Here is a 17,930-nt window from a genome sequence, read left to right as displayed (position 1 = left end):
CCCGGCCCGCTCCGCTCCATCGCGTTCAGTGCTGTTTGGCCATCGCGCGCATGAGCTGCGCGTAGGCCCAGCCGGTGAAGTTGTCGCCGTCGGCCACGTCGGAGCCTTCGGCCCTGCGCATCTTGAGCACCGCCGCGGCGGTGTCGGCGCCGTAGTCGCCGTCGACCTCGCCGGGGTCGTACCCCGCGAGTCTGAGGGTGGCCTGCAGGCCTTTCACCCGATCGCCGCGGTCGCCGCGCTTGAGACCGATCAACTCTCCTCCTCCGAATTTCGCTTCGATGCCCCACGGGCTGGTGACGTCGTACGGCCCGGTGCTCTGCCCGTCGGGTCCGACGCCGACGGAGACGTGCATGTGCCGGGTGTGGGGGTTGGACCCGCCGTAGGCGCGCCACCCTTCGTCGTCCCGGTGCTTCGACCAGATGCGCCGGTTCCAGATGACGTACTTGACCGCGGTGTGGTTCCGGTCCCTGATGAACTCCGCGAACTGGTGCATGTCGGCGCCGCCGCCGGGGTCGTGGGTGAAGTCCGCGGCGCAGACGACGTTCGCGCCGTTGGGGTTGTGGTCTGAGGCCGTGCCCTGGTGGGCGTCGTCGCCGATGGTGCCGTCCGAGACGGTCGACCGTCCCGGGGCGGCGGTGTCGATCTCGGCGCGGAGCACGCCGAGGCTTCCGGCCAGTCGCCAGGCCATAGACCCTCCTTCCCAATCCTCGTGAAAGATGCGATGACCATTAAACCGGGACAAAGCAAGTCATGACAACCACCGCAACGGGTCGGATTTCGGACAGCGCCGGGCGGGCGCGTTCATATCTTGACGGTACCGTCAAATTACGGTACGGTTCTTGACTATGACGTCAACTTACGAGACCGAGGAGCCGCAGGCTCCCGAAGCGCAGGCCCCCGAACCGTCTGAGGCCGGCCCGCTGATACTCCTGAACGGCGACGAATCCGTTGGCATGTGCGACCTGGAAGGGGAGTGCCGCTGATGGCGGGCGACGTCTCCGGAGGCGGCCGCGCGATCACGGTCGACGTGTGGAGCGACATCATGTGCCCGTTCTGCTACATGGGCGACACGCTGCTGGCCCAGGCGATCGAGCGGTTCCCGCACGCCTCCGCGGTGTCGGTCCGCCACCACAGCTACCAGCTCATGCCCGAGCTCTCGCGCGACCGGCCCGTCGACCTGATCGACCTGCTCGTGGAGCAGCGCGGTTACCCGCGCGACCGGGTGGAGTCCATGCACGCCGGCATCACCGAGCGCGCCGAGTCGCTGGGCCTGGACTACCGCCTCGACCGGGCTGTGACCGTGAACTCCCGTGACGCGCACCGGCTCTCGTACTTCGCCGCCACGGGCGGACTCCAGAACGAGATGGTGCACCGGCTCTTCCGGGCCTACTTCACCGACGGCCTGAACATCGCCGACCACTCGGCGCTCGCCGACATGGCCGCCGAGATCGGACTCGACCGCGACGAGGCGCTGGAGGCGCTGAAGTCCGGCAGGCACGACGACGACGTCGAGGCCGACCTGCGCCAGGCCAGGGAACTGGGCATCTCCGGGGTGCCGTTCTTCGTCCTCGACGGCAAGTACGCGGTGTCGGGAGCCCAGGACGCGGACGTGTTCCTCAAGGCGCTCGACACGGCCTGGGGCGGCGACTAGATCGCTGCGCGACCGCGGCCGGCCATGACCTGCTCGACCTGAGCGGGAGTGAGGGCCGCGGTCGGCAGCTCATGCGCGGCCCCGGTCCGCAACCCGTCCAACGTGAAAGCCAGACTGCGGCGCCACGCGTCCGGTGCGGTCTCGGCCGTGAACCTGATGAGCATCGCGTTGGACCAGAAGACGAACAGCAGATCCTCCACCGCGAAGTCGGCCCGCAGCGCCCCGTCGGCCTGAGCCCGCTCGGCGATCCGCCGGGCCTGCTCCTGCGAACGACGGCAGACCTCCGCCAGCTTGGCCGTCCCCGGGTGGTTCCGCGAGATGACATCGTTCAAGGCCAGGTTGGAGGCCTGCAGCTCGCAGACCCGCTCGACGTACAGCGCGAACCCGTCCCAGGGATCGGCGCACGCCTCCGCGCCCGCGGCGGCCTCGTCCAGCTGGTCCTCGGCGTAGTCCGGCACGACGGCGTCGATGAGCGCCTCGCGCGAACCGAACCGGTGGTAGATGGTCCCCGTACTGACCCCGGCCCGCTGGGCGATCGCCTCCAGAGGGGCGTTCAGCCCGCGCTCCCTGAAGACGTCGGCGGCGGACTGGACCAACTTCTCGATGTTCCGCCGAGCATCGGCCCGAACGGAACGCACCGCCCCATCTCCCACGAGGACCCCTCTCAACTTGACGTCAGCCTCAACTTTACCGCCCGACCCGCTCGCGCCCGGCCTTGCGGACCGGTGCCGGCTCGAGGACTCCGGCGCCGCGGCTGCGGACTCGGTCGAATGATCTTGTGAACTGTCGGGAAATTGACTCAAGGCGATCTCTTCTGTCCTTGTCGCAATCGCACAGTGTTCATTGTGTGATCGGATGGAAATCACGATTCCGGGCACCGGAAAGCGATGCTCGAGAATGCGTGTTTTCATCCGAGATCCCTTGGGGGACAAGCTAGGACGGTCCAACCGTGTCATCTCGTGCCAGCGTGGCTCGAATGGCCACTGAGATTGAAGTAAGTCGATCCTCACTCGTGCGAGAGCCCTTCCCTTCTGCCATCATTGGAAGTCTGCATGTTTCAAGTGCAATGGCGCACTGAGAGCACGAATCCGATGGCTGAAGTGCGCCTTGATCCAACCCGATTCACCGCGGCGCTTCCGCCTCTCCCCGTGGAGGTGCGTGATGCCCAAAAGGCGATGGCCCACCGAGGTCGAACTGAACGAACGCCTGGCGCTCGCCGCGACATGGCTCAAGCGCCATCGCATCGCCGGCCAGCAGGTGTGGCCCGTGTCGGCGGGCGGCGCGGAGGCGTCGCTGTGGGGCGGAACCGTCGACGCCGTCTGCGCGGTCGCCGCGCTCCGGCGATGCGGGAGGCAGATCGCCTCGATCCTCGACGACGTCGACCTCGGCGCCACCAAGCGCTGGATCAAGACCCGGCAGAACAAGGACGGCTCCTTCCGCAGCGGCGAGTTCGCCTTCGCCGGAGCGGAACCGACCGCCTGGGCCCTAATCGCGCTCTACGAGATCGCACCCGACACCAGGAGCCGCGAGATCGAGAACGGACTGGCGTTCCTCGAATCCTGCATCGACGTGCGCGACGGCTCCGTCGCCTCCGCGCCCGACGGCGAACTCCCGCGCACCATGCCGTCCGCGCTGACCCTGTGGGCCTTCGCCCTCTGGCGCCACCGCGACGACCTCCAGGACAACATCGTCTCCTACCTCCTGCGCTGCCAGGACAACGCGAGCCACGGCTGGGGCGTCACCAGCTCGGCCCGCCCGAACCCGGGGACCACCGCGCAGGTGCTGGTCGCGTTCCAGGCCGCGCGCGTCCCGTCCGAAGCGTTCCAGCTCGCGGTCGAGTACGTGGTCAAGCAGCAGCGCGACAGCGGCAGGTGGCCCAACAGCCTCGACGAGTGGCACACCGCCCAGGACCGCACGTCCCTCCAGCTGACCAACAAGTGCGCCAACAGCGGCACGGCCTGGTGCCTGCTCGCCCTGGCGAAACTCGAGGACCACCGCTCGCGCACGGCCTGCCTGCGCGCGGTCCAGTTCCTCATCGGCGGCGACCAGACGATCTCGGGGCCGAACCTCGTCCGCGGGTCCTGGGCGCTGTGGGACGACGGCGCGCACCGGCACATCTGGCTGACCGGCCAGATCGTCGTCGCCGTCGCGGCCTGGCGGAGCGCCCTCCCGCCGGCGGGGCTGCGCCGCGAAGGGATGCGCCTGACGAACGGGCTGCTGACCGTCCTCGACTTCGTCGTCAACCGCGCCCCGCTCATCTCGACGCTCGGCGTCCTCGGCGCGGTCGTCGCGCTGACGATCGACACGGCCGGCACCGGGCTGCGCGATCAGCTCGTCGGCAGCGGCGTGACCTTCCGCCAGAGCCTCCTGACCTCGGGACTCGCGACGGCGATGCTCGGAGCGGTCTCCTGGGTCTACCGGGGGGCCCGGAACTGGCGCTCGCGCCGCCGCCGCGAGTGAGGCCGACGCCCGCCTCCCGTGATCGCCCTGGTTCACAATGGGTGGCATGGACGATCTGCTGAGCGTGGTTCGCGCGGTTCACGAGATCTCGATGGTCACGAGCACGAAGCTGGAGCCGGTGCTGAGCCGGCTCCGCCTCACCTACCAGACCGGGCAGGCGCTCTGGTCCATCGACCCCGACCTGCCGGCGCCGCCCATGCGGGCGGTGGCGCGGCGCCTGCACTGCAACGCCTCCAACCTGACGTTCATCGCCAAGCAGCTGGAGGACCGCGGCTACGTCGAGCGGCGGCGCGACCCCCATGACGGCCGCTCGAGCGTCCTCGCGCTGACCCCCGAAGGCGAGCGGGCGCGCGGCGAGGTCATCGCGGCCGCGCTGGAGGCGACGCCGTTCGCGGCGCTGTCGCCCGCCGACCTGCGCACCCTCGCCGAGACGCTCGCGAACATGGCCGAGGTCGCCGATCTCGACCGGTCGCAGATTTAGTTCAAGTCTTGCAGTACTCTTTCAAATAGTTCAAGTCTTGAAGGAGTTCGCATGCTCGACAGTCCACTGCCGCTGCGGAGCGGGACCACGCTGCGCAACCGCATCGTCAAGGCCGCCATGGAAGAACAGCTCGCCGGGCCCGGACAGCAACCCGACGAGCGGCTCGAGCGGCTCTACCGCCGGTGGGGCGCCGGAGGGGCGGGGCTCATCATCACCGGGCATGTCATGGTCGACCGCCGCGCCGTCGCCCAGCCCGGCGACATCGTGCTCGACGAGACCAGCGACCTCGAACCGTTCCGGCGCTGGGCGTCCGCCGCGGGCGCCGCACCGGTCTGGATGCAGATCAACCACCCGGGCCGGCTGGTCCTGCGCGACACGGGCGCGCTCGCCCTGGCGCCGTCGGCCGTGCAGGTCGCGATCGGATCGCTCTCGCGGCTCTACCCCGTCCCGAAACCCATGGCGGAGCAGGACATCCGCGATGTCATCGACCGCTTCGCGACGACCGCCCGCCTGGCCCGGGAGGCCGGATTCCCCGGCGTCGAGATCCACGCCGCCCACGGCTACCTCGTCTCCCAGTTCCTGTCCCCGCTGGTCAACCGCCGCGACGACGAGTGGGGCGGGTCGCTCCGGAACCGGGCGCGCCTGCTCCTGGAGATCGTCGACGCCGTCCGCGACCGCGTCGATCCCGGCTTCGGCATCGCGGTCAAGCTCAACTCCGCCGACTTCCAGCGCGGCGGCTTCGCGATCGACGACGCGCGGCAGGTCGTCGAATGGCTCGGCGACTCCGTCGACTTCGTGGAGCTCTCGGGAGGCAACATCGAATCGCTGATCTCCCCGGAGCAGACCGCCGACCACAGCACGCTGGCCCGCGAGGCGTACCTCATCGACCTCGCCGGCCGCCTGGTCGACCGGGCGGCCGTCCCGCTGATGCTCACCGGCGGCGTCCGCCGCCGCGAAGCCGCCGAACGCGTCATCGAGCGCGGCTTCGCGCTCGTGGGCGCGGCGACGGCGCTCGCGCAGCAGCCGGAGGCCCCGCGCCGCTGGCTCGCGGGCGACGACGCGCCGGTCGAGCCGCCGTGCTCGATGATCCGGTCCAAGCCGATACGGGCGGCGGCGGTCCAGGCCGCGATCACCGGGAGGCTGCAGTCCATGGGAGACGGGAGGGACACGCCGCCCCGGGCGCCCACGGTGGCCCTCCTGCTCGACCGCTACCGCCGCTCCCGCCACCTGTCCCGCTACCGCCGAGACCACGTCGGCTGAACACAAAGAACCCCGGGGCGGCTTTCCCGGCCCGGGGTTCGGATAGTGCTGGCTTGGCTCCCCAACTTGGACTCGAACCAAGAACCTGCCGATTAACAGTCGGCTGCTCTGCCAATTGAGCTATTGGGGAAGGGGTTCGAGCTCGGCTTTCACCTTGCGAACCGGATACGACAGTACAGGACCGGCGCGCGCCGGTGCCGCCGGGGTGGGTGTGACGCGCGTCCGAGCGCCGTCCCCCGGTCGGGGAAATTCGCGTGGTTTCGCCAGGTGTGTTTCGCCATGGACCGCCGGGGCACCCCCAGATGCGGCAGAATGGCCGCTAACTGCGGCCACGCAGAGTGAATTGCAGTGCACAGTGAACCGAGGATTCGGTCGAAGGGCCGGCCGGGGGAGGCAAATATGCGGAAGTGGTATCTCGTAGCCGGATTCGCGGTCGGCTACATCCTGGGGGCGAAGGCCGGCCGGGAGCGTTACGACCAGATCGTGGACTACACGCGGCGGGTCACCGGGAACGACAAGGTCCAGCAGGTCACCTCGTCAGTGCGCGAGCAGGCCGGCAAGGCCGCGGACCTGGTCGAGGACAAGATCAAGGGCACGAAGTTCGGCGAGGTCGTCGAGAACTTCACCAGGAGTGCGGACGAACCCCCGAAGAAGGAGCCGTGGGACTCCGCCGGGGTCACCACCCCGGTCCGCAGCGACCGGGCGCTGCGCGAGGACTCCGCCGGCTTCTGAGTTGACGAGCCGGCGAAGGCGGGCGGGACATCGGTCCCGCCCGCCTTCTCTGTGTCCTCTAAGCCCGCTTCACCGGAGCGCTCAGGCGCAGGTCTCCCACGTTGCGGCCCGCCTCCACGGTCCACGTGCCGCCCGCGTCGCGCCAGCCGTGCTCCTGCTCGCTCCAGTACTGGAACGAGCGCTCCTCGAGCCGGACGACCACTTCGACCGTCTCACCGGGCTCGGCTTCGATCGCCTGGAAGCCCGCCAGGCGGTGCTTCTCGATGCCGCCCTGCACCTCGGCCTCGGGGGCCAGGTACACCTGGACCACTTCGCGGCCTTTGACGCTGCCGCTGTTGCGGACGCGGACGGTCACCTCGTCGCCGTCGACGCCGATCTCCTCGTACTCCCAGTCGGTGTACGACAGCCCGTGGCCGAACCAGAAGGCCGGCTCCGCGCCGCCGCGCCGCTCCCAGGCCCGGTAGCCGATGAAGACGCCCTCGTCGTAGTGCAGTTCGCCCTCGCCGGTCGGCACGACCTGGACCACCGGCGCGTCCTCGAGGCGCCTGGGCCACGTCGTGGTCAGGCGCCCGCCCGGTTCGGCGCCCAGCAGCACCTCGGCGAGGGCGCCGCCGCCCTCCTGGCCCGGGAACCAGGTCAGCAGGATCGCGGCCACCTCGTCGGCCCACGGCATCTCCACCGGCGAACCGGTGTTGACCACCACGACCGTGTTCGGGTTGGCCGCCGCGACCGCCGAGACGAGTTCATCCTGGCGTCCGGGCAGGCGCAGGTCGCGCCGGTCGAAGCCCTCCGACTCGGTCATCGCGGTCGTGGAGACGACCACGACCGCCACCTCGGCGTCGCGGGCGGTCTCGACGGCCTCGGCGATGAGCCGGTCCTCGTCGGGGCGCGGCTCGGTGTGCATGAGGCCGAACAGGACCGACGGCGGGAACCCGGGCGGGAAGTCGTCCGGCGTGTACTCCAGCCGCACCGAGACCTCTTGCCCCGCTTCGAGACGGACCCGGGCGCGCTCGACGCCGGGCCCGAAGAACGCCTCGAACGGGTCGTCCCCGGCGAAGACGTGGGCGCCGTCGAAGAGCACCTCGCCGCCGACGACCAGCTTGTGGCGGCCCGCGCCGCGGGTGCCGAAGACGTGCTCGCCGGTCGCCTGGACCGTGTACACGCCCTCGACGATCGCGAGGTGCAGCTCGGAGGGGTCGAGGCCCGGCACGTAGCCCATCCACTTGACGTCGCCGTTCGCGAGCGGCTCGGGGGCCAGCTCGGTCCCGTCGTGCCTCACGGGCCTGACGGTCAGCGCGAAGCCGCGGCCGGCGGCCGTGATCTGCTCGAACAGGTCCACGCCCTGCGCGTACTGGACGCGGTCGCCGAGGGCGGCGCGGAGGCCGTCGAGCGGGGCGACCACATGCGGCGGGAACACCGTCGCGGAGCCGCCGCCGAGCACGCGGGCCTCGGCCGCGGCCGGGCCGATGAGCGCGAGCCGGTGGATCGCGTCGCCGTGCAGCGGCAGCATCGCCGCCTCGTCGCCGGCGGGAACGCCGTTCTTGGCGAGCACGAAGGAGCGGCGGGCGATCTCGCGCAGGAACGCCTCGGGGTCCTCGACCGCCTCGATCCGCTCGTCCACCGCCGCCGCGACGCCCTCGAGCGCGCCGACGCGGGCGGCGAGCTTGAGCATCCGGCGCACCGCGGCGTCCACGTGCTCCTCGCTGGTGCGGCCCTCGCGCACGGCCTCGACCAGGTGCGCGCCGTAGATCGTGAACGGCCCGGGCATCGCCAGGTCGAGCCCGGCCTCGACGTCCTCGACGGTGTGGCGGGCGGCGCCCCAGTCCGAGACGTTGAACCCGTCGAAGCCGAACTCGTCGCGCAGGACCGCCATGAGCTCCCGGTGCGCGGTCATGGTGGTGCCGTTGACGGCGTTGTAGGCGGTCATGACGCCCCACGGGTTCACCGCGGCGGCGATCATCTCGAACGGGCGCAGGTACAGCTCGCGCAGCGCCCGCTCGCCGATGACGTTGTCGACGGTGAACCGGTCGGTCTCGGCGTCGTTGGCCACGTAGTGCTTCATGGTGGTGCCCACGCCGCGCTCCTGGACCCCGGCGACGTACGCCGTGGCGATGCGCCCGGTCAGGTACGGGTCCTCGCTGAAGGCCTCGAAGTGGCGCCCGCCCAGCGGGGAGCGGTGCAGGTTGATCGTCGGCGCGAGCAGCACGTCGACGTCCTTGCGGCGGGCCTCGGCCGCGAGCGCGTTGCCGATGCGGCGCACCAGTTCGGGGTCCCAGGACGCGGCCTGCGCGGTCGGGCTCGGCAGTGCGAGCGACGGGTCGGCGGCGGTCCAGAACCGGCCCCGCACCCCGATCGGCCCGTCGGAGACGGTCATCGACCGCAGCCCCGCCTCGGGGGCCGCGAGGGTCCGCCACATGTCGATGCCGGCGAGCAGGTCGGCCTTGGTCTCAAGGTCCAGCTTCGCCAGTGCGGCTTCGGCGGCCGCGTCGTATTCGGGTCGGTCGGCCGGGACGGTCCAGTCGCTCATGTCGCCCTTCCTTTCGGTTCGACCTGGAGTATGCCTCGTTTACCGACCGATCGGTAGGTTCCGTTACCGAGAATTTATAATCTATGCTGAGGCACCGAAGTCCTGCTCACGAGAGGCACCCATGCCCACGCAGCACGGCGCGCGCGGCCGGGCCCGGCGCGAGGAGATCGTCCGGGCCGCGATCGAGGTCATCGCCGAACGCGGCTACCGCGGGGCGAGCCTCGCCGCCGTCGCCGAGAAGGTCGGCCTCACCCAGCAGGGGCTCCTGCACTACTTCCCGAGCAAAGAGGACCTGCTCATCGGGGTGCTCCGGTTCCGCGAGCAGACCGACTCCGGGGGCCGCGACACGGTCGCCGAACCGATGACCATGGCCGACACCGAGGCCGTCGTGGAGGCGAACGCGAACCGGATCGCGATCGTGCGCACGTTCTCGGCCCTGCTCGGCGAGTCCGTCACCGAGGACCACCCCGCCGCCGAGTACTTCCGCGACCGCTACCGCCTGGTGCGCGAGCGGCTGGCCGCCACGCTGCGCCTGGAATGGGGTGACCGGCTTCCTTCCGGACTCACCCCGGAGGAGGCCGCGCCGCTCGTCATCGCGATCATGGACGGCCTCCAGTACCAGTGGCTCCACGAGCCCGAGACGTTCGATATGCCCGCGGCCTTCCGCTCGTTCCTGCGCCTCCTCGACCCGAAAGCAGCTTCTTGAACAACGGTCCAGCGAATCTGCCCGCGCTCGACGCGCTCGCCTGCCCCAACTGCGGCCAGGCCCTCGACCAGACCGGCCGCCGCCTCTCGTGCCCCGACGGGCACTCCTTCGACCTGGCCAAGCAGGGCTACGCGCCCTTGCTGGCGCCCGGTTCGAACGCGACGACCGGCGACACCGCCGACCAGGTGGCCGCACGCGAGGAGTTCCTGGGATCGGGCGTCTACGACCCGCTCATGGACGCGGTCGCGAAGGCCTCGCTCACCGACGCTCCCGGCGCGGTCGTCGAGCCCGGCTGCGGCACCGGCCACTACCTGGCCGCCGCGGTCGCGGCCGACCCCTCGAGGGAGGGCATCGGCCTCGACACCTCGAAGTACGCGCTGCGCCGCTGCGCCAAGCGGGAGATCCGGTCCGGAGACGACGGACCGCGGCAAGCCGCCGGAACTCGGGGCGGGCTTGCCGCGGTGCTCGCCGACGCGTGGAATCGACTGCCGATCCGCGACGACGCCGCCGCTGCGGTCTTGAACGTCTTCGCCCCCCGCAACGCCGACGAGATTTCGCGAATCCTCCACCCACGAGGCGTTCTCGTGGTCCTCACCCCCCGGGAGGACCACTTGCGCGAACTCGTCGACGCCTTGGACTTGCTGAGCGTCGACCCCGCCAAACCGCAGCGGACCGCCGATCAACTCGGCTCGGTGTTCGAGGCCGAGCGGACCGACGAGCTTCGTTATTCGATCGACCTCGGCCATCCCGAGGTCATGCGCCTCGTGGGTATGGGCCCGAGCGCCCGCCACCTCGACCCCGGAGCGCTGGCCGAGACCGTGGCCGCCCTGCCCGAGACCATCGGCGTGACGGTCTCGGCGACCGTGACCCGGTGGCGCGGCAGGGATTGAGAGCGGCCTGCGAGCCGTTCCCCGCCGCACCGCCGGAACTCCGGCCGTCCCCTACGATGCGCGGCAAATGCTCTGGTTCGAGCACTTGTCCTGAATTGCCATGACCAGTACGGTACGAAGGATCACCCTTCGACCGGCTGAAGCGCTGTCATGACCAGCACGGTACGAGGGGTCGCCCCTGAACCGGCTGGAGATGAGATCAGTGTTCGATGAGAAACGCGCGGCCCGGCACGGCCTCGCCCTTGCGGGGGCGGGTCTGCTCGCGTTGACCGGGTGCGGGGCGGGCGACGCCGCCGCGGAGGAGTCGGTGAGCGTCCCCGACGACGCCGCGGTCGAGGAGCTCACCGTCGAAGTCCTCGCCGCCTTCGAGCACGACCCCGACTCCTTCACCCAGGGGCTCGAACTGGCCGAGCACCCCGAGTTCGGCACGGTCCTCTACGAGAGCGCCGGCCTCTACGGCGAGTCGGACGCGCGCATCACCGACCCCGCCACCGGCGAGGTGCTCGCCTCCCAGGACCTCCCGGCCGAGCAGTTCGCCGAGGGCCTGACCCTCACCGACGACGCGGTCTGGCAGATCACCTGGCAGGAAGGCGTCGCGCACCGGCGCGACCCCGTCTCGCTCGACGTCCTCGAGACCGTCGAGTACGAGGGCGAGGGCTGGGGCGTCTGCTATGACGGCGAGCAATTGGCGATGAGCGACGGATCCTCCACATTGACCTTCCGCGACCCGGTCACCTTCGCCGAGACCGGAACCGTGGAGGTCACCCTCGACGGCGAGCCGGTCTTCCAGATCAACGAGCTCGAATGCGTCGGCGGGGAGGTCTGGGCCAACCTGTGGCAGACCGACCAGATCGTGCGCATCGACCCCGCGACCGGCGAGGTCGGCGCCGTGGTCGACGCCTCCGGGCTGCTCACCGACGAGGAGGCCGCGGGCGCCGACGTCCTCAACGGCATCGCCGCCGCCGAGGAGGAGGGCACCTTCTACATCACCGGCAAGCACTGGCCCAAGCTCTTCCTCGTGCGATTCGTCTGAGTGGTCCATTCGGCCTTTCGGAATGCGCGCCCATTCGGGTGCGCATTCCGCGGCGCCGAAACCACAGTGCACGCCCCGTGACGCTGCGGGAATTGCGCGGGGGGTTCACGTAGGCCATGATGAGGTCATGGCCATTACCCCCCTGGACCGATTGCTGGAGTACAAGATGCACCTCTTGAACGACTCCCGGCAGCCCCGCGTCTTCGCCGCCTGGTGGCAGGACCTGACCACGGCCGCCCTCGCCGCCTGGTTCTTCGGCGGCCTCATCCTCGACGTCAACGCCCACGCCCGCGACTGGGTCGAAGGGTTCTTCACCTGGTGGCACCTGGTGTTCTACAGCGGCTTCGCCGCCACCGCCGCCTGGATCGTCTGGATGTTCGTGCGCGCCCACCGCGCCGACGGGCGCACCGGCATGTCCGCCGTCCCCCACGGCTACGGCCCCGCGATCGTCGGCATCCCGCTGTTCCTCGCCTCCGGCGTGGCCGACCTCATCTGGCACCAGGTGTTCGGCGTCGAGGCCCACCTGGCGATCCTCTTCAGCCCCTCGCACCTGGGCCTGGCCGCGGGCGGCATCCTCATCGCCGCCGCCCCGTGGCTGTCGGCCTGGCGGCGCGAGGCCCTCAAGGCCGAACCCGAGACGATCCCGGTCGAGGCCCGCATGGCCGCGCCGGCCCTGTCGATCGGCTACGTGCTCACGTCCCTGGTGCTGTTCCTCGCCTACCTCGTGCCGTACACGAACCCGCCGGGCGCGGTCGCCGCGGCGCTCGAAGGGCCGCACGTGTTCGACGGCTTCGCGGTGGCGGGCATCGTGTTCACCACGGTCCTCGTGCTCGCGCTCGCGATCCTGGCGACCGGCCGGTTCCGGCTCCCGCTGGGCTTCTTCACCGTCGCGTTCGCCTATCCGTCGATCATGGCCGGCGCCTACGCGGGCTTCGACTACGGCGGGTACGTGTGGGTGTTCCTGCTCTCGGGCGCCTGGCTCGACTTCCTGGTCTGGCTCATCCGCCCCGAACTGCGCCGCCGCCGCGACCTGATCGTGCTCGCCGCGGCCTGGGCGATCCCGGTGTGGGCGGCGTTCCTCATCGCCACCGGCTCGGCGACCGGCCACTGGCCCAAGACCGAGGTCGGCCTCGGCGCGCCCGTCGTCGCCGCCGCGGTCGGCGCCCTGTTCATGCTCGTGATCCAGCCCGAGCAGCGCAAGGAGGTCCGCACCGTCCCCGAGGAGCCCTCGCCCTTCGACGACGTGATCGCCCGCGCGAAGGCCATGACCGCCAACAAGAACCCCGACCCGCAGTAGCGCGGCGGCCCCCGTCCGAAGGCGGGGGCCGTTTCCCTTATCGCTTCAGGGCCGCGAGGCTCTCGGTCAGCAGCTCCGCGGAGATCAGGGCCGTGCTCGTGCCCCGGGTGCCGCACGCGTACGCGCCCGCGACGCGGCCCGCGTCGAGCGCCGCCGCGAGGTCCCCGCCGCGGCTGCGCGCCCACAGCAGCCCGGAGGTGAACGCGTCGCCCGCGCCGTTGGAGTCCACCGGCGCCCACGAGGCCCACTCCGGCGACACGTCGCCGAGCTCGGCGACCGGGTCGACCGCGCCGTAGCGCTCCAGCGAGCCGCCGCGCTCGAGCACGTAGCCGCCGTGCTCGCCGTCGGTCGCGACGACCACCGCGGCCCGCCCGTTGTCGATGATCCAGCGCATCGCCTTCTCGGGGTCCGAGCCGAGCCGCGCGGCCGACAGCGTGACCATGTCCGCCCGCCGCGCGAACGCCTTCTGGTGCTCGGCCTCGCCGTCCCAGCCGTGCAGGTCGGTCGAGACCGTCACGCCCTCGGGGATCGCGGCCAGGACGTCGCGGGTGTGGTTGGGGATCGACACGTGGACGTGCTTCGCCTCGGCCACATGGGGTCCGAAGAACTCGGCCGGCATCCGCAGGTCGCCGTCGTGGCGGTAGTCGTAGAAGGAGAACCGCCGGCCCTCGGCGTCGACCAGGTTCACCGAGCGCGAGGTCCCGTTCGGGGAGATCAGGTACCGGAAGTCGAGCCCGTGCCGCTCGTAGTGGCGCCGCACGAGCGCGCCCTGCTCGTCCTCGCCGATGTAGTCGATGAAGCGGGTGGCCAGGCCCAGGTGCAGGCACCCGAGCGCGACGCCGTTGCCGGTGTGCGCCACGTAGTCGTAGATCGGCTCCACGCCGAGCGAGTCGCCGTCGCCGATCGCGATCTCGGGGACGCGCACGATCGTGTCGACGCCGACGCCGCCGACGACCAGGATGTCGAGCATGATTTTGCATCTCCTGAAAAAATTTTGCCGAGGTTTGGAATGCGTTGCGGGAGCAACCCTAAGCCCGTGTCTGTGCAAGGGTCAAGACCGATTCTCACGCAAGCGGAGGTGCCATGGTCAAGCTGGCCGTCATTTACTACTCGCAGACCGGGAACGTGTACGAGATGGCGAAGACCGCCGCCCGGGAGGGCGGGGACGCGGGCGCCGAGGTCCGCCTCCGAAGGGTCGCCGAACTCGCGCCGCCCGAGGCGATCGCCTCCAACGAGGCCTGGGCCGACCACTTCGAGGCGAGCGGCGACGTCGAGGAGGCGACGCTCGACGACCTCGACTGGGCCGACGCCGTCATGTGGGGGACGCCGACCCGCTACGGCCTGCCGACCTCGCAGCTCAAGCAGTTCATCGACACCACCGGCCCGCTGTGGCAGCAGGGCAGGCTCGCAGACAAGGTGATGTCCTCGTTCACCTCGACCCAGACCAGCCACGGCGGCCAGGAGTCGACCATCCTCGCGCTCAACAACACCTTCTACCACTGGGGCGCGATCATCGTCAGCCCCGGCTACACCGACCCGCTCCAGTTCGACCTGGAGATCGGGAACCCCTACGGCGCCAGCCACATCGGCGGCAAGGGCCCGGTGGGGGAGAAGAACCGGGTGGCGATCGCGATCCAGACCAAGCGGGTCGTGGACATCGCCGGGCGCGTCAGCGGGAACTGAACGGCGCGAACGGGGCGGGGCATCGGGCCCCGGCCCCGTTCGCCCTCACGCGATCGGGACCGCCGGCGGGTTCAGCCGCGCGAAGCCCTCCTGGCGGACGTACGGGTAGTGCGGGTACGGCGGGGTCTGCGCGCCGGCCCGGTCCAGGCGCGCGACCTGCTCGGCGTCCAGCTCCCAGCCGATCGCGCCGAGGTTCTGCTCCAACTGGCGCTCGTCGCGGGCGCCGACGATCACCGACGCCACGGTGGGCCGGCGCAGCAGCCAGTTGATCGCGATCTGCGGGACGGTCCGGCCGGTCTCGGCGCTGATCTGGTCCAGGACGTCGACCACGTCGTACAGCACCTCGTCCTCCACGGGCGGCCCGAACTGCGCGGTCCGGTGCAGGCGGCTGCCGTCGGGGACCGGCAGCCCGCGCCGGATCCCCCCGGTGAGGCGCCCCCACCCGAGCGGGCTCCACACCAGGGCCCCGACGCCCTGGTCCAGGCCCAGCGGCATGAGGTCCCACTCGTAGTCGCGGCCGACGAGCGAGTAGTAGACCTGGTGCGCGGCGAAGCGCGGCCACCCGTGCCGCTCGGCGGCGTCGAGGGTCTTCATCAGCTGCCACCCCGCGTAGTTCGAGGCGCCCGCGTACCGGATCTTGCCGGATCGGACCAGATCGTCCAGCGCGGACAGGGTCTCCTCGACCGGGGTCCGGGCGTCGAAGGCGTGGAGCTGGAACAGGTCGATGTGGTCGGTGCCGAGCCGGCCGAGCGCGGCCTCGACGGCGCGCACGAGATGGAAGCGCGAGGAGCCCGCCTCGTTCGCGTTGTCGCCCAGGGGTAGTCCGGCCTTGGTCGAGATGAGGACGCGGTCCCTGCGGCCCTTCAGGGCCGCGCCGAGGACCTCCTCTGAGGCGCCGTCGGAGTAGGCGTCGGCGGTGTCGAACATCGACATCCCCGCGTCGAGCGCGATGTCGACCATCCGCCGGGCCTGATCGACCCCGGTGTCGCCCCAGGCGCCGAAGAGCGGGCCGGAGCCGCCGAAGGTCCCGGCGCCGAAGGAGAGGGCGGGGACGTGGAGGCCGGAGCGGCCGAGGCGGTTGAACTCCATGACGGGGCCTTTCTGCGGGGACCGCGCCGCCATCGGAGGCGTGGCCGAGTTAAGGGAACTTGAGTTCCGTTTGCGTTGGGTCTAAGCTAGCGCAGAACCGATCGCTAATGCAACTGGAGTCCCGTTATGAATGAGGACACACCCGGAGCGGGAGGCGGCGCCGGGCCCGGCACGGTCCGCCCCGGCGGCCGCACCGCCCGCGTCCGCGAGGCCGTGCTCCGCGCCGCCGGGGACGCCTTGGTCGAGCGGGGCTTCGGCGGCGTCGACCTGGCCGAGGTCGCCCGCCGGGCCGGGGTCGGCAAGACCACCGTCTACCGCCGCTGGGGCACCGTGCCGGTGCTCGTGGCCGACATGCTCGCCGAGATGGCCGAGTCCTCGCAGCCGCGGGCCGACACCGGCTCGCTCGACGGCGACCTCGCCGCGCTGGCCGGGCTCATCCTCGGCACGCTCACCGACGAGCGCCAGGGCCCGCTGTTCAAGGCGGTCATCGCGACCGCCACCGGCGACGGCCCGACCGCCGAGGCCCTGCACCGCTTCTACCGCGTCCGGATCACCGAGTGGGCCCCGTGCGTGGACCTGGCGGTCGAGCGCGGCGAGATCCCCGCCGGGACCGACCCCGCCGAGGTGATCCGGTCCCTCTCCGCGCCCTTGTACTACCGGCTGCTCGCCAGCGGCGACCCGCTCGACGCGGCTGCGGCGAAGCGGGCGGCGGCCGCCACCGCGGTCGCCGCCCGAGCGGGCGTCTTCGTCAGCGCGGCGTGACGACGCCGCGCCGGACCGCGTAGGCGAGCGTGGCCGCGCCGAGCGCGGGTCCCCACACGTAGAACGGGAACGCCCAGATCAGGTCCTGGCCGTCCTGGCGGATCGCCATGACCACGAACGGGACCGCGACGAAGGTGAACAGGGCCGCCATGACCGTGGCCGGAATGATCGCGACCATCGGCGCCACGGGCCGACCCTTGAGCACCGGCACCCAGAACGGCCAGCGCTCGCCCCATTTCCGGGTCATGCCCAGGCACAGGACGCCGCCGCCGAGGGCCGCGAAGCCGAGCAGCAGGCCCCAGACGCGGGTCGCCGTGTCGATCTCCTCGCCGAGCGGGCCGCCCATCCACGCCCACGGGGTCAGCCACGTCATGCGGGTGAGCCCGTAGGGGAGTGCGCAGGCGAAGGCGATCCAGCTCGCGGCCCTGCCCCAGCGGGCGGCGCTCGGCGGGGTGAGCCACCGCGGGGTCGGGCGGCCCTCGCGGCCCTGGAGGAGCAGGTGCAGCGTCAGCGCGGCCCAGATGCCGCCGCCGGCCACGACCCAGACCTGGACGGCCATGAACGTCCCGATCTCGGCGAGCCGGCCGCCCAGCATGGTGAGGAAGTCGCCCACCGCGGGGTAGTCGACGACGCCGACCGCGCCGAGCCCGAGGAAGAGGCCCGCGATCGCGGCGCCGGTGATGATCCGGCCGACCTTGCTGCGTACCAGCAGGACCGGCGCGGCGACGATCACCGCGGGCATGAGGAATGCGCAGACGTACCCGGCGAACGCGATGGGCGACATGGTGCTCACGAGCATCCCGAAGACCACGGCGTACACGGCCGTGAGCGGCCACAGCCGCGGCCTGGCCCGGGCGGCGAGGACGCCGACGGCGCCCGCGGCGATGAGCCCGGCCGGCGCGGCCCAGCCGGGCACGCCGTCGGGGAGGGTGAACGTGGGCTCGTAGAGCTCGTGGCCGAAGGGGCCGCCCTCGGGGTCGAGGAGCTGCCAGAGTCCGATGGGAACGGCCGTGAGCGACCAGAGGAACGCGGCGAGGACGGCGGCGCGTCCGGTGCGGGCCGGCGCCGCTTGGGCGGTGGTGTGCGGTGTCATGCCTTCAGATTCGCGGCCGCCGGGCTCCGGACCCTCCCGCGAGCGGGCGAACCGCCTCCCCCGGGCGGGGGAGCGGCCCGGGGGAGGCCGCCGCCCGCGACACGCCCGGGGCGCATCGATGTTCACTCATGCCTCTCCAGCACCGGCCGTCGCGTAGGCCGCTCGGGAGCGTCCGGCGCGAATCCTCCCCGAAACCGTTCGCGAACACGTGGTACCCACGGCCGAAAGGCAATTGCAATACGTGTTCGAAAAGGTCACAGTGCCAT

18 protein-coding genes and 1 tRNA gene are annotated in these 17,930 nt (G+C 71.2%); 12 read left to right on the top strand and 7 right to left on the bottom strand.

From position 1 onward, the window contains the following. Positions 1 to 25: 25 nt before the first annotated feature. Positions 26 to 688 (bottom strand): peptidoglycan-binding domain-containing protein, encoded by a 663-nt coding sequence (locus tag BLQ63_RS06035; RefSeq protein WP_091030094.1) that lies wholly within the window; start codon positions 686 to 688, stop codon positions 26 to 28. 157 nt (positions 689 to 845) lie between these two features. Between BLQ63_RS06035 and BLQ63_RS28290 the strand changes: the two genes are divergently transcribed. Together BLQ63_RS28290 and BLQ63_RS06030 are read left to right on the top strand one after the other, a co-directional pair. Beyond that, positions 846 to 983 carry a hypothetical protein gene (locus BLQ63_RS28290; protein ID WP_177154803.1) on the top strand — a complete coding sequence of 46 codons (138 nt, stop codon included), beginning with the start codon at positions 846 to 848 and terminating at the stop codon, positions 981 to 983. Beyond that, a complete protein-coding gene (locus tag BLQ63_RS06030) occupies positions 983 to 1,651 on the top strand; it encodes a DsbA family oxidoreductase (protein WP_091030271.1) in 669 nt (222 codons plus the stop codon). The genes BLQ63_RS28290 and BLQ63_RS06030 overlap by 1 nt, the downstream gene beginning before the upstream one ends. Here BLQ63_RS06030 and BLQ63_RS06025 read toward each other — a convergent pair. Further along, positions 1,648 to 2,247 carry a TetR/AcrR family transcriptional regulator gene (locus tag BLQ63_RS06025; RefSeq protein WP_218125085.1) on the bottom strand — a complete coding sequence of 200 codons (600 nt, stop codon included), beginning with the start codon at positions 2,245 to 2,247 and terminating at the stop codon, positions 1,648 to 1,650. The genes BLQ63_RS06030 and BLQ63_RS06025 overlap by 4 nt on opposite strands. Positions 2,248 to 2,812: 565 nt before the next feature. Here BLQ63_RS06025 and BLQ63_RS06020 point away from each other — a divergent pair. From BLQ63_RS06020 to BLQ63_RS06010, 3 genes are read left to right on the top strand one after another with little or no spacing between them, the layout of a single operon-like run. Next, positions 2,813 to 4,111: a prenyltransferase/squalene oxidase repeat-containing protein gene (locus BLQ63_RS06020; protein ID WP_091030086.1), complete on the top strand. Its 1,299-nt coding sequence runs from the start codon at positions 2,813 to 2,815 to the stop codon at positions 4,109 to 4,111. Between the two features lie 46 nt (positions 4,112 to 4,157). Then, complete coding sequence (locus tag BLQ63_RS06015; protein WP_091030083.1) at positions 4,158 to 4,592, top strand: MarR family winged helix-turn-helix transcriptional regulator; 435 nt, start codon at positions 4,158 to 4,160, stop codon at positions 4,590 to 4,592. A 51-nt stretch (positions 4,593 to 4,643) separates the two neighbouring features. Then, the gene (locus tag BLQ63_RS06010) at positions 4,644 to 5,852 is read left to right on the top strand and encodes an NADH:flavin oxidoreductase/NADH oxidase family protein (protein ID WP_091030080.1); all 1,209 of its coding nucleotides are present in this window, start codon (positions 4,644 to 4,646) and stop codon (positions 5,850 to 5,852) included. A 54-nt stretch (positions 5,853 to 5,906) separates the two neighbouring features. Here BLQ63_RS06010 and BLQ63_RS06005 read toward each other — a convergent pair. Beyond that, a tRNA-Asn gene (locus BLQ63_RS06005) sits at positions 5,907 to 5,982 on the bottom strand. A gap of 269 nt (positions 5,983 to 6,251) precedes the next feature. Here BLQ63_RS06005 and BLQ63_RS06000 point away from each other — a divergent pair. Next, on the top strand, positions 6,252 to 6,584 hold the full coding sequence (locus tag BLQ63_RS06000; protein ID WP_091030077.1) for a YtxH domain-containing protein: 333 nt from the start codon (positions 6,252 to 6,254) through the stop codon (positions 6,582 to 6,584). Positions 6,585 to 6,642: 58 nt separating this feature from the next. Here the strand turns inward: BLQ63_RS06000 and BLQ63_RS05995 are convergent, their stop codons facing one another. Further along, positions 6,643 to 9,111: a glycoside hydrolase family 3 protein gene (locus BLQ63_RS05995; protein ID WP_091030075.1), complete on the bottom strand. Its 2,469-nt coding sequence runs from the start codon at positions 9,109 to 9,111 to the stop codon at positions 6,643 to 6,645. A gap of 121 nt (positions 9,112 to 9,232) precedes the next feature. Here BLQ63_RS05995 and BLQ63_RS05990 point away from each other — a divergent pair, with 121 nt between their 5' ends. From BLQ63_RS05990 to BLQ63_RS05975, 4 genes are all read left to right on the top strand, one after another. Continuing rightward, entirely contained in the window at positions 9,233 to 9,817 is a 585-nt protein-coding gene (locus BLQ63_RS05990; protein WP_091030070.1) for a TetR/AcrR family transcriptional regulator, read from the top strand. After that, entirely contained in the window at positions 9,814 to 10,707 is an 894-nt protein-coding gene (locus tag BLQ63_RS05985; protein WP_091030068.1) for a putative RNA methyltransferase, read from the top strand. The genes BLQ63_RS05990 and BLQ63_RS05985 overlap by 4 nt, the downstream gene beginning before the upstream one ends. A gap of 193 nt (positions 10,708 to 10,900) precedes the next feature. After that, on the top strand, positions 10,901 to 11,740 hold the full coding sequence (locus tag BLQ63_RS05980; RefSeq protein WP_091030064.1) for a glutaminyl-peptide cyclotransferase: 840 nt from the start codon (positions 10,901 to 10,903) through the stop codon (positions 11,738 to 11,740). A 127-nt stretch (positions 11,741 to 11,867) separates the two neighbouring features. Then, a complete protein-coding gene (locus BLQ63_RS05975) occupies positions 11,868 to 13,037 on the top strand; it encodes a hypothetical protein (protein ID WP_143014780.1) in 1,170 nt (389 codons plus the stop codon). A gap of 37 nt (positions 13,038 to 13,074) precedes the next feature. On the opposite strand, the gene BLQ63_RS05970 is transcribed toward BLQ63_RS05975, so the two are convergent. After that, complete coding sequence (locus BLQ63_RS05970) at positions 13,075 to 14,007, bottom strand: carbohydrate kinase family protein (RefSeq protein ID WP_091030052.1); 933 nt, start codon at positions 14,005 to 14,007, stop codon at positions 13,075 to 13,077. 113 nt (positions 14,008 to 14,120) lie between these two features. Here BLQ63_RS05970 and wrbA point away from each other — a divergent pair, with 113 nt between their 5' ends. Beyond that, positions 14,121 to 14,720, top strand: coding sequence for an NAD(P)H:quinone oxidoreductase (gene wrbA, locus BLQ63_RS05965; protein ID WP_091030049.1), 600 nt, complete (start codon positions 14,121 to 14,123; stop codon positions 14,718 to 14,720). 45 nt (positions 14,721 to 14,765) lie between these two features. Here wrbA and BLQ63_RS05960 read toward each other — a convergent pair whose 3' ends face one another. After that, positions 14,766 to 15,809 (bottom strand): aldo/keto reductase, encoded by a 1,044-nt coding sequence (locus tag BLQ63_RS05960; RefSeq protein WP_091030267.1) that lies wholly within the window; start codon positions 15,807 to 15,809, stop codon positions 14,766 to 14,768. 126 nt (positions 15,810 to 15,935) lie between these two features. Here BLQ63_RS05960 and BLQ63_RS05955 point away from each other — a divergent pair, with 126 nt between their 5' ends. After that, positions 15,936 to 16,571 carry a TetR/AcrR family transcriptional regulator gene (locus tag BLQ63_RS05955; RefSeq protein WP_091030045.1) on the top strand — a complete coding sequence of 212 codons (636 nt, stop codon included), beginning with the start codon at positions 15,936 to 15,938 and terminating at the stop codon, positions 16,569 to 16,571. Here BLQ63_RS05955 and BLQ63_RS05950 read toward each other — a convergent pair. Beyond that, a complete protein-coding gene (locus tag BLQ63_RS05950) occupies positions 16,558 to 17,664 on the bottom strand; it encodes a hypothetical protein (RefSeq protein WP_091030042.1) in 1,107 nt (368 codons plus the stop codon). The genes BLQ63_RS05955 and BLQ63_RS05950 overlap by 14 nt on opposite strands. Positions 17,665 to 17,930: the final 266 nt, after the last annotated feature.

Source organism: Glycomyces harbinensis (genome assembly GCF_900101745.1).
GTDB lineage: Bacteria > Actinomycetota > Actinomycetes > Mycobacteriales > Micromonosporaceae > Glycomyces > Glycomyces harbinensis.
This window is presented reverse-complemented; position numbering and strand designations above follow the sequence as displayed.

Bases quoted from the DNA above. Each gene is read 5' to 3' on its own strand.
- BLQ63_RS06035 (WP_091030094.1), bottom strand. From the start codon at position 688: ATGGCCTGGCGACTGGCCGGAAGCCTCGGCGTGCTCCGCGCCGAGATC.
- BLQ63_RS28290 (WP_177154803.1), top strand. From the start codon at position 846: ATGACGTCAACTTACGAGACCGAGGAGCCGCAGGCTCCCGAAGCGCAG.
- BLQ63_RS06030 (WP_091030271.1), top strand. From the start codon at position 983: ATGGCGGGCGACGTCTCCGGAGGCGGCCGCGCGATCACGGTCGACGTG.
- BLQ63_RS06020 (WP_091030086.1), top strand. From the start codon at position 2,813: ATGCCCAAAAGGCGATGGCCCACCGAGGTCGAACTGAACGAACGCCTG.
- BLQ63_RS06015 (WP_091030083.1), top strand. From the start codon at position 4,158: ATGGACGATCTGCTGAGCGTGGTTCGCGCGGTTCACGAGATCTCGATG.
- BLQ63_RS06010 (WP_091030080.1), top strand. From the start codon at position 4,644: ATGCTCGACAGTCCACTGCCGCTGCGGAGCGGGACCACGCTGCGCAAC.
- BLQ63_RS06000 (WP_091030077.1), top strand. From the start codon at position 6,252: ATGCGGAAGTGGTATCTCGTAGCCGGATTCGCGGTCGGCTACATCCTG.
- BLQ63_RS05995 (WP_091030075.1), bottom strand. From the start codon at position 9,111: ATGAGCGACTGGACCGTCCCGGCCGACCGACCCGAATACGACGCGGCC.
- BLQ63_RS05990 (WP_091030070.1), top strand. From the start codon at position 9,233: ATGCCCACGCAGCACGGCGCGCGCGGCCGGGCCCGGCGCGAGGAGATC.
- BLQ63_RS05980 (WP_091030064.1), top strand. From the start codon at position 10,901: ATGAGATCAGTGTTCGATGAGAAACGCGCGGCCCGGCACGGCCTCGCC.
- BLQ63_RS05975 (WP_143014780.1), top strand. From the start codon at position 11,868: ATGGCCATTACCCCCCTGGACCGATTGCTGGAGTACAAGATGCACCTC.
- BLQ63_RS05970 (WP_091030052.1), bottom strand. From the start codon at position 14,007: ATGCTCGACATCCTGGTCGTCGGCGGCGTCGGCGTCGACACGATCGTG.
- wrbA (WP_091030049.1), top strand. From the start codon at position 14,121: ATGGTCAAGCTGGCCGTCATTTACTACTCGCAGACCGGGAACGTGTAC.
- BLQ63_RS05960 (WP_091030267.1), bottom strand. From the start codon at position 15,809: ATGGAGTTCAACCGCCTCGGCCGCTCCGGCCTCCACGTCCCCGCCCTC.
- BLQ63_RS05955 (WP_091030045.1), top strand. From the start codon at position 15,936: ATGAATGAGGACACACCCGGAGCGGGAGGCGGCGCCGGGCCCGGCACG.
- BLQ63_RS05950 (WP_091030042.1), bottom strand. From the start codon at position 17,664: ATGACACCGCACACCACCGCCCAAGCGGCGCCGGCCCGCACCGGACGC.